Origin of the sequence: Streptomyces sp. NPDC048506, assembly GCF_040651315.1 — a bacterium.
GTDB lineage: Bacteria > Actinomycetota > Actinomycetes > Streptomycetales > Streptomycetaceae > Streptomyces.
In genome coordinates this window covers 40,193-52,228 of sequence record NZ_JBEZIX010000027.1, presented here as the reverse complement: position 1 = coordinate 52,228, position 12,036 = coordinate 40,193, and the positions used below count along the sequence as shown (strand labels likewise).

Annotated in this window: 11 protein-coding genes; 5 read left to right on the top strand and 6 right to left on the bottom strand. The window is 72.8% G+C overall.

Annotation, left to right across the window (positions count from 1 at the left end; translation table 11 throughout):
• Window positions 1–23: 23 nt before the first annotated feature.
• Window positions 24–575, bottom strand: a complete 552-nt coding sequence (locus AB0C96_RS22490) for a MarR family transcriptional regulator (RefSeq protein ID WP_362919470.1) — start codon at window positions 573–575, stop codon at window positions 24–26.
• Window positions 576–1,159: 584 nt separating this feature from the next.
• On the opposite strand from AB0C96_RS22490, the gene AB0C96_RS22485 reads away from it, so the two are divergent.
• The 5 genes from AB0C96_RS22485 to AB0C96_RS22465 are packed head-to-tail and all read left to right on the top strand — an operon-like array spanning window position 1,160 to window position 4,988.
• Entirely contained in the window at window positions 1,160–1,342 is a 183-nt protein-coding gene (locus AB0C96_RS22485) for a hypothetical protein (protein ID WP_362919530.1), read from the top strand.
• Between the two features lie 10 nt (window positions 1,343–1,352).
• Complete coding sequence (locus AB0C96_RS22480) at window positions 1,353–2,054, top strand: hypothetical protein (protein WP_362919469.1); 702 nt, start codon at window positions 1,353–1,355, stop codon at window positions 2,052–2,054.
• Complete coding sequence (locus AB0C96_RS22475) at window positions 2,051–3,034, top strand: hypothetical protein (RefSeq protein WP_362919468.1); 984 nt, start codon at window positions 2,051–2,053, stop codon at window positions 3,032–3,034. The genes AB0C96_RS22480 and AB0C96_RS22475 overlap by 4 nt, the downstream gene beginning before the upstream one ends.
• Window positions 3,031–3,951, top strand: coding sequence for a hypothetical protein (locus AB0C96_RS22470; RefSeq protein ID WP_362919467.1), 921 nt, complete (start codon window positions 3,031–3,033; stop codon window positions 3,949–3,951). The genes AB0C96_RS22475 and AB0C96_RS22470 overlap by 4 nt, the downstream gene beginning before the upstream one ends.
• Window positions 3,951–4,988: a serine hydrolase domain-containing protein gene (locus tag AB0C96_RS22465; RefSeq protein ID WP_362919466.1), complete on the top strand. Its 1,038-nt coding sequence runs from the start codon at window positions 3,951–3,953 to the stop codon at window positions 4,986–4,988. Before AB0C96_RS22470 ends, AB0C96_RS22465 begins: the two co-directional genes overlap by 1 nt.
• 40 nt (window positions 4,989–5,028) lie before the next feature.
• On the opposite strand, the gene AB0C96_RS22460 is transcribed toward AB0C96_RS22465, so the two are convergent.
• The 5 genes from AB0C96_RS22460 to AB0C96_RS22440 all read right to left on the bottom strand — a co-directional run bounded on the left by AB0C96_RS22460 (window position 5,029) and on the right by AB0C96_RS22440 (window position 11,934).
• Entirely contained in the window at window positions 5,029–7,059 is a 2,031-nt protein-coding gene (locus tag AB0C96_RS22460; RefSeq protein ID WP_362919465.1) for an NB-ARC domain-containing protein, read from the bottom strand.
• A gap of 94 nt (window positions 7,060–7,153) precedes the next feature.
• Window positions 7,154–8,980, bottom strand: coding sequence for an alkyl sulfatase dimerization domain-containing protein (locus AB0C96_RS22455; RefSeq protein ID WP_362919464.1), 1,827 nt, complete (start codon window positions 8,978–8,980; stop codon window positions 7,154–7,156).
• A gap of 159 nt (window positions 8,981–9,139) precedes the next feature.
• Entirely contained in the window at window positions 9,140–10,180 is a 1,041-nt protein-coding gene (locus AB0C96_RS22450; RefSeq protein ID WP_362919463.1) for a methyltransferase, read from the bottom strand.
• A 603-nt stretch (window positions 10,181–10,783) separates the two neighbouring features.
• The gene (locus tag AB0C96_RS22445; protein ID WP_362919462.1) at window positions 10,784–11,224 is read right to left on the bottom strand and encodes an SPW repeat protein; all 441 of its coding nucleotides are present in this window, start codon (window positions 11,222–11,224) and stop codon (window positions 10,784–10,786) included.
• Window positions 11,225–11,361: 137 nt separating this feature from the next.
• A complete protein-coding gene (locus tag AB0C96_RS22440) occupies window positions 11,362–11,934 on the bottom strand; it encodes a histidine phosphatase family protein (protein ID WP_362919461.1) in 573 nt (190 codons plus the stop codon).
• Between the last annotated feature and the right edge of the window lie 102 nt (window positions 11,935–12,036).

Here is a 12,036-nt window from a genome sequence, read left to right as displayed (position 1 = left end):
ACGGCGGTGACGGTCACGACGGTTCACCGGTCCTCGGCGGGGTGTCCGTCCTCGGTGTCGGCGGGACCGTCCGCCGGTCGCCCGGAGTGCGGACGGCCCGGCGCCGGCTGCGCCCCCTCGACGAGATCTTCCAGCGCCGGGAGCGCGTCCTGGAGGAGGCGCAGCCGGTCGGGGGCCAGTCGGCCGATCCGCTCGGCCAGCAGGCCGGTGGTCTCCCGCCGCACCGCGCGGAGCAGCGCGAGCCCGTCGTCGTTCAGGCTGACCAGGCTGGCGCGCTGGTCGGTGGGGTCGGGGCGGCGGGCGATCCAGCCTCGGTCGTCGAGCAGCTCCACCATCCGGGAGGTGGTGGACAACGCGATGTTCATCCGCGCGGCGAGTTCGCTGATGCGCAGCGGCCCGTGGGCGGCGAGCGCCGCGAGGGCGGCCGTCCGGCTGGGCGTGAGGTCGCGGTACGGGAGCCGGCCGCGGAGCAGGGGCAGCAGTTGCTGGATCACCGCGCGCAACCGCCCGGCCAGCTCGGCGGGTTCCGGTGCGGGGTCCACCGGCGCGTCGACCGTGGCGTCGGTTCGCTCCATCGGGGGCTCCTGGGGTGACGGGCGACGGGGTTAGGTGTCCGGGGGCGGCGGGGACGGCGGCGGCCGGGTGTCGCGGCAGGGACCGGGGGCGGGCGCGGGGCCGGAGGGCGCACCGGGCCGCCGGGATCAGCAGGAGTCCTGCCCATGGGACACCCTCTCCCACCGGGACATGTACTTGCTTGACGTCAACCAATCTACTGCCGTCTACGGAGTCCGGCCAGGGACTGCCGGAGGGGTCCGGAACCGACCGGGACACCCCGCCCGGAGCCCTGCCCGCCGCCTCGGGGTGGGTCGTCGCGGTTCCGCGGGGGGCATCGGCGCGGCCGCCGCGACACCCGTTCAGAGGAGCTCGCACCCCGATGGGCCGGTCTCCACTCACCCTAAGGGCCCCTCGTCCACCGCTCCGTGTCGCACGGCCAAAAGATCGCCAACATCCTTCCTTATCAAGGGAGTTGGGGCAGGAGATGACGGTCCGGAGCCTGACACCCGGTCACACGAAATGGCTAATGAGACGATTTTTCGCGTTGCGATGCATTTATCCCGATGTGAATCTGGTATTCCCCATCGCCAAAGGAGTTGATCGCATGGTTACGGATCGCACAGCGCCGATCGAGACGGCCACTGTGGCCGAGGTCGAGGGACTGCTCGAACCCACTGAGGCAGACGGCGTGTTCCGCGATACCCGCGAGTGTGGAGGTGCGCTGCTGCTGGCCGCGCTGCTCCTGATCTCGCCGCCCACCCCCCGGCCCAAGACTGACACTCGCTGAGGGGAAAGCGTTGGCTGAGCAGACGCAGGGAGCAGTCCCGCTGAGCGCTGTGATTGCCGATGCCGCAACCGGGGTCGCCCTCGCCCTGCGGGGTGAGGGCGACCCTTATGCGCTGTCCGGCATTCTGCGGCAGGAGGATGCGCTGACCCCGGCCGCGGTCCGGGTGCTCGGCGCCGACGCGCTCGCGCCGTACGCGATGGAGCACCTTGCGGCGCCCATCGGTGCGGACGACGAGGCGGTGGTCCGCCAGGCGCTCGCGGCCTATCCACCGAAAGCCGATGCCTCGGAGGTGTCGGTGTGGAGCTACCGGGGCCTCGTCGAGGCCGCACACGTCCATCTTCCCGGAGGCGCACGGCAGTGGCCGCCGGCACCCGCGGCCCCGTCCGGCTGGGTCCAGAGCGACCCCTGGCCGAAGCTGTCGCACCGGGTGTCGCAGCTCGCCGCGCTGGCGCTGCCCCGGCTTGCCCCGGGTCTCGCCGAGCAACTCGCCGCCCGTACCGACGACCTGGCCCGGGGTTTCGTCCGGGCGGTCCGCCGCCGGGACTGGTTGCAGGCCGCCGGCCTGGCGCGCTGGCTGGCCCGGCTGCCCGAGGTCCCGGAGACCCTGGGGCTCGACAGCGGGCTGGCGTTCGTCCGCCAGATGGGTGGCGCCGACCCGCGGGTCACGCTGCACGTCGTGGCCGCCCAGCGCTTCTACGGGCGGGGCTGGTGACCGCCGGCCACAGCGACCCCGGGCTGCTGGACCAGTTGGTCCGCGGCAGCCTGGGGTGGCTGGAAGAGGCGCGCGGCCGGTTCCGCCTGCCGCCGAACGTGACCACCGACGCCGACCCCAACCTCACCCTCAAACCGCTCGGCGAACTCGCCGAACTCACCCAGCTGATCGGGGTGTTGCACCCCAACGACGAGATCCGTCAGACCGCCCGCGGGCTGTTCGCCTTCGCCTGGAACGAGACCCGGGACGGCGAGCTGTTCGCGGACCTGATCCGCGGTGAACCGTTCGCCACCTATCCGGTGGAGCTCTACGGGACCTTCGCCCACGCCGGGCTGCGCCATGCCGAGGTCGACGACCTGCTCCAGACCACCACCCGGCTGCGCGGCTGGCGGGTGGCGCGCGAGGACCACACCCGTACGCTCGCGGTGCTCAAGGCGGAGCGGCGGATCGGGCTGCGGCCGCACGCCGACTTCTCCGCCGTGCTGGAACTGACCGGCCTCGGCGGGCTGCCGGAGCCCTGGGCGCTGGACCGCAAGGCGGCCTACGGCGTCACCCATGACGTCTTCCACCTCACCGACTGGGGGCGCAACCGGCAGCGGCTGTCCCCCGAGTTCGCCGGCTATCTGCGGCTGTGGCTCCCCTCCTGGTTGGAGAACTGGCTGGAGGAACAGCTGTGGGACCTGGTGGGCGAGCTGCTGGCGGTGACCGCCTGTCTGCCGAAGGCCCCGTACGACCCGGTGGCCTGGCAGCGGTTGGCGGATGCGCAGGCGGCCGACGGCAGCGTGCCCGAATGGGGTGCGGCGCCGTCCTCGGGCGACCCGGCCGAGACCTTCACCGCCTGCTACCACTCCACCCTGGTGACCGCGTTCGCCGCCACGCTCGCCCGGATCGCCGCCGACGAGGCCGGGACCGGCCCGGCGGGCGGGGACCCGGCGCTGGTGGGCGGGCGGACGCCCTGCGAAAGCGAGAGTGCCCCGTGACCGTGACGGCCGCATCCCCCGCCCTGCTGCACGGAGTCGGCGACCGGGCCCTGACCTGGCTCGACGACCATCGTGAGCACTTCCGGCTGACGCCCGACGACTTCGTCGACAACGGCGCGGTCGTCGAACGGCTCAAGCCCATCGGGGAGCTGGCGCTGAACATGCAGGTGCTGTTCCGGGAGGGGGTGGCCGGCTCCCGGCAGAAGGCCCGCGCCGGGCAGCTGCTGGACTTCGCCTGGCGGGAGCTGCTGGACGGCGGCAACGTGCTGGCCCGGTTGCAGCACGACGAGCCGCTGTCCCCCGTTCCGCTGGAGGTCTATGCGACCTTCCACGAGCTGGGCCACCGCCATCCGGGGCTGGAGACCGCGCTACAGGGCTGCCGGCGCACCGTCACCTGGACGGCGCTGGAGATGATGCCCAACCGGCGGCTCGGCGTGCTCAACGCGGAGCGCAAGCTGGGGCTGGTGCCCAGCAGCGACTTCGACGAGGCGGTGGCGCGCACCTGGCTGGGGCAGCTGCCCGAGCCGTGGACGGTACAGCTGCACATCGCCTACGACATCACGCACAGCGTCTTCCACCTCACCAACTGGGGCGAGTCCCCCGGGAAGATCCCGCCGGAGATCGCCGACTACCTCACCCACTACCTGCCGGCCTGGCTGGACGACTGGGCGGACCTGGAACACTGGGACCTGCTGGGCGAACTCCTCGTGGTGGACGCCTGCCTGCCGCGGCCCACGCTGGACGCGGGGCTGTGGGAGCGGTACGCCGCCGCCCAGTCGGACAGCGGCGCGATGCCCATCCAGCGCGGAATGCCGCAGGGCGACCCGGCACGCGTCTTCGACCTGGTCCACCACCCCACCCTGGTCGCCGCGTTCGCCTCCGCGATGGCCACCTCCCGCGCGATGTCCGCGGTCTGATGGGTCCGCAACGCGGCGCCGCGCTCGCCGACCGCCTCGCCGACGCGGTCACCCGCATCGACGCCCCGGACGTCGTGCTGGCCGCCACCCGGCGCGGCGTGCGGACCGTCGTCACCGGTGGGACCGCGCTGTCCCCGCCCACCCCGCGCCATGCGCTGCACTACGAACTGGGCTCGCTGTCCAAGACCTTCACCGTGCTGCTGCTGACCGGCCTGGCCAGGTCCGGGGTGCTCGCCCTGGACGATCCGCTCGCTGCCCATCTGCCGGGCCTGCCACTGCCGCACCCGCGCTCGCGCCGGATCACCCTGTGGCACCTGGCCACCCACACCTCGGGGCTGCCGCGGATCCCCGCGGACCTGATCGCCGGAGCCCTGCTGCATCCATACGCCAACGGGTACGCCTCCTACGACACCGAGCGGCTGCTGCGCACCTTCGCCCGCACCCGGCCCCGGCACCGTCCGGGCACCCGCTGGCGGTACTCCAACTTCGGGCTGGCGCTGCTCGGTCCGGCCATGTCCCGGGCCGCGGGCGCCGCCTACCCCGAGCTGCTCGCGGACCGGGTGCTGGGACCGCTCGGGCTGGCCGACACCACGCTGGGCCCGGGCACCACCGGTACCGACGCCATCGGCCACCGGACGAACGGGGTGACGCCGGTGCCCGGCGCCGACATGGGCGCGTTCGCCGCCGCCGGCTCGGTCCGGGCCACCCCCGGCGATCTGCTCGGCTACCTCGAAGCGCACCTCTCCCCCGAGGCCACGCCGCTGTCCGGGCCGCTGCGCGACGTGCAGGTCCCGCTGCTGCGCCGCGGCTGGCGGTACCGCAACACCCACACGCTGACGTGGTATCACCATCCGGCGCCGCACGGGCCGTTGCTCTTCCACGTCGGGGCGACGTTCGGGCAGCAGGCGTTCCTCGGCTACCACCCGGCCACGCACACCGGGCTGGTCGCGCTGGCGACCCGGCGCGGCCGCACCTGCCGGATGATCAGCACCGCCTACGAGCTGCTGTACGCGTTGGCCGGCGAGCCGGCGGTCTGACCGCGGGGCCCGGGCCGGAGCGGGCGGGCGAGGCGAGCGGTCAGAGGTCGCCCGCGAGGATCCGGGGGAGGGAGGTTCCGGGGCGTTCCTCGCTGGCCTGGCGGAAGGCCTCCGCGTAGGCCTCGTCTCCGATGGCCGCGCGGGCCCGCCGCTCGCACTCCTCGCGAACCGCGCGCAGTTCGGGGGTGCCGCGCTGGGGGTGCCCGACGGTGCGCCAGATGGCCTGTCCGCTGCCGTAGACCCGGGCGGCGGCCGCACCGTCGCCCTGGGCGGCGACCGCGGCGGCGAGCAGGTCCAGGCCGAGGGCGATCCCGAACTTGTCGCCGATGTCCTGCTTGCCCGCGAGCATGGCGCGGGCGTGGTCCGCGGACTCCTCGGGGCGGCCCTGGAACAGCGAGATCAGCGAGAGTTGGTAGTCGGTGTAGGAGCGGGTCCAGTGCTCGCCGCGCTGCACACAGCCGCGGCGCAGGGCGGTGGCCTCGGCGCGGGCCTCGGCGAGCCGACCGAGGGCGGTGAGCGCGAAGATCCGCACGAGGTGGCAGCGCAGCCGCCCGGCGGAGTCGAACGGGGCGCCCGGCGGCGGACCGAGGATCTGGTCCACGACGGTGTGCGCGGACATCGGCCGGCCGGCCATCAGATGGGTGAGGCCCACGAGGTAGGCGGCCTGGAGCACCGCCTCCGTGTCCTCGCCCGCCCGTGCGGCGCGCGTGCACGCGAGGCCCAGGGAGTCGGCCGACGGCAGGTCGCCCTGGAGCAGTACGGCGACGCCGAGCGCCCACAGCGCCCGGGTGCGGGCCCGGCTCGGGCCCTGGTGCGCGTCGAGGGCGCGGGCCAGGTAGTCGCGGGCCTCGTGCAGATGGCCGCAGCAGCTCCAGAAGAACCCGACCGCGGCGCAGAGCTCCTGGGCCCGTTCCGGATCGGTGACCAGGAGGTGGTCCAGGGCGGTGCACAGGTCGACATGGGCGTCGGCGACCCTGCCGTACCAGCTGACCTGTTCGGGGCCCAGCCAGCCCCGCTCGGCGCGGCGGCCGAAGGCGACGAAGTGCGCGGCGTGCCGGTCCGACAGGTCGGAGACCTCGTCGAGTTCGCCGAGCCAGAGGCGGCCGTACTCGCGCAGGGTGTCGAGCATGCGGTAGCGGGAGCCCTCGCGGGTGACCACCGACTTGACGGCCAGTCCGGCCAGTGCGGTGCGCACGCCCTGCTCGGTGAGCGGGCCGCCGGCGCAGACCGCGCCGGCGGACTCCTCGTCGAAGGTGCCGCGGAAGACGGAGAGCCGGGCCCACAGCAGCCGCTCCAGCGGCGTGCACAGTTCATGGCTCCAGCCGATGGCGCAGCGCAGCGTCCGGTGCCGTGGGAGGCGCATCGGCCGGTCGCCGTCGAGGGCGTCGAAGCGGGAGGTGAGCCGTTCGGCGATGCGCTCGACGGAGCTGTTCGCCAGTTGGGCTCCGGCCAGCTCCAGGGCCAGCGGAATGCCTTCGAGACGGCGGCAGATCACCTCGGCGGCGGCCGCGTGCAGGGGGTCGGTGAACCGGAGCCCGGGGTCGGCGGCGCCGGCCCGGTCGGTGAACAGGGTGAGCGCGTCGTTGTCACCGGTGCAGGGCAGCGGGCCGATCTCGGTGATCGCCTCGCCGGCCAGTTCCAGCGGCTGGCGACTGGTGACCAGCACCCGCAGGTGGGGGGCGGCCGTGAGCAGGTCGCCGAGGAGGTCCCGGCAGGCGTCGACGAGGTGTTCGCAGGAGTCCAGGACCAGCAGCAGCCGCTTGTCCACGAGCCATTCGCAGAGCGCCGCCACCGGGGTACGGGCGGTGTGGTCGGCCAGGCCGACGGCGTCACAGACCGTGGCCAGCAGCAGCCCTTCGCCGTCTAACGGCCACAGATCGGCCCAGCAGACCCCGTCGGGAAAACGTGGTGCCGCGGCGCGTGCGGCCCGTAACGCGATCCGGGTCTTGCCCACACCGCCGGGGCCGGTCAGGGTGATCAGCCGGTGTTCCGTCAACTGCCGGCCGATCTGCCCCAGTTCGGTGCGCCGGCCGACAAAGCTGGTCGATTCCTCGGGAATGATGCTCGCCACCCGCCCAGTTTGCCCCAGCTTCGGCCTCGGGTGGCGCAGGGTGGCGAAGCCTGGCGGTGGCATGGCGTTGACGCCGGTGGACGGGCTGTTGTGGTCAGGGCGTGACGATGGGGAAGGTGGGGTTCGGGGTGCCGAGGAGGCCAAGGAGCTGGTCGAGCACGCCGGTCTCGCCGTACTGTACGGCGTCGGACGGCCCGCGGCCCGCGAGCAGGTCGAGCAGCTGGGGCTTGGTGAGGGTGAGCGTCAGGTCCGGGCTGCGGTCGTCGGACACGGTCGGGGGTCCGGGCGAACTGAGGTACGTCAAGGCGCCGTTGGACAGCGTCAGCTGCCAGGTCCGGTCCTCGTCGGGGAGGTAGAGGTCGAGGGTGAGCGCGGTGGACCAGGCGCGCGGGCCGTCGATGCGGATGGCGAGCGAGTCGATGAGCTGGTCGACGGTGAGGGCCTGGGCCATCTCGGGGTTGGTGGTGTCCAGTCGCACGTCGGCGATGGTGCCGCGGAGCTCCATGGCGCCGGTGAGGTAGAAGTTGCGCCAGGTGCCGTTCTCGCAGCCGTGCCCCAGTCGTTCGTAGACGGCGGCGAGTTCGCGGCGGGCGCGGAGGTTCTTGGGGTCGGCGAAGACCGCGTGGTTGAGGAGGGTGGCGGCGAACCGCAGATCGCCCTCGGCGGCGTACTGCTTGCCCGCGTCCACGGTGGCCTCGACGCCGCCGAGGGTGTGCACGTAGCGCTTGGCCTGCTCGACGGGCGGGTGCTCCCACAGGTGGGCGGGGTTGCCGTCGAACCAGCCCATGTAGCGCTGGTAGATCGCCTTGACGTTGTGGCTGAGCGAGCCGTAGTAGCCGCGGTTGGCCCACACCCGTTCCAGGCCCGGCGGCAGGCGTAGCTCCTCGGCGATCTCCGCACCGGTGCAGCCCTCGTTGATCAGTCGCAGGGTCTGGTCGTGGAGGTAGGCGTACAGGTCGCGCTGGTTGGCCAGCAGGGCCTTGATCCGGTCCTTGCCCCAGGTCGGCCAGTGGTGGGAGGCGAAGGCGACTTCCACCTCGTCGGCGAAGAGGGCGAGGGCCTCGCCCAGGTAGTGCGACCAGGCGCGGGTGTCGCGGACCACGGCGCCGCGCAGCGTCAGGATGTTGTGCATGGTGTGGGTGGCGTTCTCGGCCAGACAGAGGGCCTGGTGCGCCGGGAAGCAGAAGTTCATCTCGGCCGGCGCCTCGGTGCCGGGGGTGAGCTGGAAGACGATGCGTACCCCGTCGAGGATCTCCTCCTGGCCGGTGCTGGTGATGCCCACGGTCGGCGGGATCAGGCTGAGGGTGCCGGTGGAGTGGGTGGCGCCCAGGCCGCAGCCGATCTGGCCTTCCGGGCCCTTGGGGAGTTCGGCGCCGTACATGTAGACGGCGCGGCGGGTCATCGCGGTGCCGACGTAGACGTTCTCGCTGACCGCGTGGCCGAGGAAGCCGGCGGGTGCGAGCACCGGAACGGGCTGGTGGCCGTGCGGCAGTACGCCCCGGGCGCCGCCGAAGTGGTCCGCGTGCGAGTGGGTGTAGATCAGGCCGGTGACCGGCCGGTCGCCGCGGTACTTGCGGTAGAGCTCCAGGGCCGCGGCGGCGGTCTCGGCGGAGATCAGCGGGTCGATGACGATCACGCCGTGATCGCCTTCGACCATGGTCATATTGGACAGGTCCAGGCCACGGGCCTGGTAGATGCCGTCGGTGACCTCGTACAGGCCCTGGTGGCTCACCAGCCGGCCCTGACGCCACAGGCTCTCGTTGGCGGTGTCGGGGCAGTTCTGGGCGAGGAATCCGTACGCCTCGGCGTCCCAGACCACCCGGCCGTCGTCCATGGTGATCTCGGGCGGGTCCAGCGCGGCGATGAAGCCACGGTCGGCGTCGACGAAGTCTTCGTGGTCATCCACGGGCAGAGCGGTCACGGGGTGCTCCCTCTCCGAGGCGGCCGGCCGAAGCCGTCCCCCATAACCGATTTAACCCAATTTGGCGAGCCACCGCACGTGTGGGGTCGGGGCGTCCGCCGCCACCCCGGCAGCGGGGCGGATCCGACCCCGGTCGACCGGCCCCGCCCCGCGTCCCGATCACACCGGCTCGGCCTCGATGAGCGAGAAGCGGTTGGGTGCGGGGAGCGGTGTGACGGTGCGGACGGCGAAGCCCGCGGCCTCGCAGAGCCGCTCGAATTCGTCCCGGGTGCGCTCCCGGCCCCCTACGTTGACCAGCATGTTCAGGTCGACGAGGTAGACCGCGCCGGGCGCCGAGGGGACGACGACCGGCGGCAGCACCGGCTCGACGATCAGCAGCCGGCCGCCGTCGGGGATCACCCGGCGGCAGTGCCGGAGGATGTCCGCGCAGCGCTCGTCGCTCCAGTCGTGGATCACGCTCTTGAGGAGGTAGAGGTCGGCGCCCTCGGGAGCGGTGGCGAAGAAGTCGCCGGTGACAAGGGTGCAGCGGTCCTCGACCCCTTCGTGCGCCAGCCGCGCCGGGGCCTGGGCGAGGCCCTCCGCGGTGTCGAAGAGGATGCCGGTGAGGGTGGGGTACGCCCGCAGGACCGCGGCGAGCAGGGTGCCGTCCCCGCCGCCGATGTCGGCCACCGTCGAGAAGCGGCCGAAGTCGCAGGACGACGGCACCAGCGCGGCGGTGTCACGGGTGCCCTGGCTCATCGCGGCGTTGAAGTCGGCGGAGAGCTGCGGCTGTTGGGCGAGGTGACCGAAGAAGTCGGTGCCGAAGACCGCGTCGAAGGAGGTCTCACCGGTGCGCACGCTGTCGTCCAGGCGCTCCCAGGCCCGGAGCATGGTGGGATCGGTGAACATCCGGGTGAAGGAGTGCAGCGACTCGGGGTGGTCGGCGCGCAGCCGGGCACCGCCCGGGGTGGCGGCGAAGACGCCCGGGGCCTGCTCGACGAGCAGCCCGAGCCCGGCCAGCGCCCGCAGTAACCGGCCCATCGCCCCGGGCTCGGCCGCGCACTCCGCGGCCAGTTCGGACGCGCTGCGCGCGCCGTCACCGATCAGATCGGCGATCCGCAGCCGGGCGGCGGCGCCCACCGTGTGCGCCGCCATGGCCCCGAAGACGATCGCGACCAGCGCGTCCCGGGCCTCGTCCGATGTCCGGTTCTGGTTCGACATGATGCGACACCTCTCGTTCAACGGCGTTACGGGCAGGGCGTGCCAGGGCACAACAATGCAGGTGACGTTGATTCCCCGAAACCCCTCTCACCCGTTGGTCGGGTGACCCCGGCTTCACCCGACCGCCGGAGCAATGCCCCCTCGTATGCGCCCTGCCCGCAGCGCGCGTTGCATGCACCCCCGGGAGAGGAGGGACAGCGCTGTCCCCCTATGACGACCGCCCCTTCGGCGAGCTCGCCGAGCTGTTCCGACGCACCGACACCCCGTACGCCCGCTCTCGCGCCCCGTGGGCCGGCCGCCCGCCCCGCTCATGCCCTCGCCCTCGCAGCCTGTCCTGGCTGATCCCGGCGGCCGCGGCCGGCAGCCTGGCCGCCGGGATCGCGCTGTCCCACGGCTTGCTCATCGCGGGCGGGCTGGTGCTGGCCGGCCTGACCGGGCGCCTGACCGCCGGCAGCCGCGACCACCGGCGGTAGACCGCGCCCGCCGCGCCCCCGTCACCCCCGGTCACGACAGATGACGCACAGCCGCCGGCCCGCTCGCCCTCCAGAGAAGGACGAGCGGGCCGGCGGCCCATCCCACGCCCCCGCTACGGGGGAGCGCACCTCACGTGGTGCGGCGACTCTTCGACGCCACGGCGACGCACAAGGCACCCAGCAGGAACGTCAGGGCACCGATGACGATGTTGTTCCAGATGACACCGGCATCGGGGCTGGTCCCGACGATCCAGGGCGAGATGACCATCCAGACACCGATCGCGCACATCGCACCGCTCAGCCCGTACATCCGCTCAGGGGCCGCGGTGAAACCGACCGCCAGCAGGGCGATCGCGACACCGATGATGAGGTTGTGGGCCATCAGCGCGGGCTGTGCGGCGGCGAAGTGGACGATGAACGGAGAAGCGGCGCAGTACAGACCGACCAGGAACACCGGGCCGTCGACGAGTACCACGTCACGCCCGACGAGAACCCGCTCGTACCGAGCCTGCATCTCGGATACGTCGGGGTGACCTGCGAGATCTCCCCTGTGGTGTGAGACGTCGGCCATTCGACTCGCCTCCTTCGTTCGCAAGTCCGGCCGTTTTCGCGTGGCATCGGGCCGCGCACCTTTATTCTGCGCTTATGCCGCCTTTATGTGTAGATGAAGGGACAGGTGAATTCTGAAGCGTTCCCGTCATGCGCCCCTCATCCGCGGTCCAGCGCCCGCCCCAGCCCCAGGTTCCAGCGCCCGCCCCGGCCGCTGAGCTCGGTCACGGTCAACGGCGCCACGTCCAGCCGCCAGAACGCGTCCGCCGGCACCCTCAGCGCGCACACCGCCGCGGCACGCACCACGTCCGGCTCCACCACCGCCAGCACCCGGCCCGCGTCCAGGGCCATCGTGGTCAGCCAGCCCGCGATCCGGTCGCACAGCTGCCGCAGCGACTCCCCTCCGTGCCCGTCGAAGTCCGGGTCACGGAGCCAGCTGGAGACCGCCACCGGTTCGGCGGCGGCCACCTCCGCCAGGGCCCGGCCGCCCCAGTCGCCCATCGCACAGCCCGCCAGCTCCGCCTCGGGCCGGGCGGACAGCCCGAGCTCCACGGCGGTGTCCCGGCACCGCACCGAGGGTGAGGCGAAGACCCGGTCGGCCACCGGAAGCGACCCGGCGGCGGCGCGGGCGCGGCGCACCCCCGCCTCGCTCAACGGGCCGCCGTCGTCGAAGCGCACCTCGCGCTGGGACGCGCCCGCCGCCGGTGAGACCAACATCACCCGAGTTGTCATGCCCACTTCCTCACTCCCGTCGGACCGCCAACCAGCCCTGCCCACACGGGAGTTGCCCATGCGATGCGCCCTGTCCTGCGCCTCTCCGCCCCCTCCTCGGTA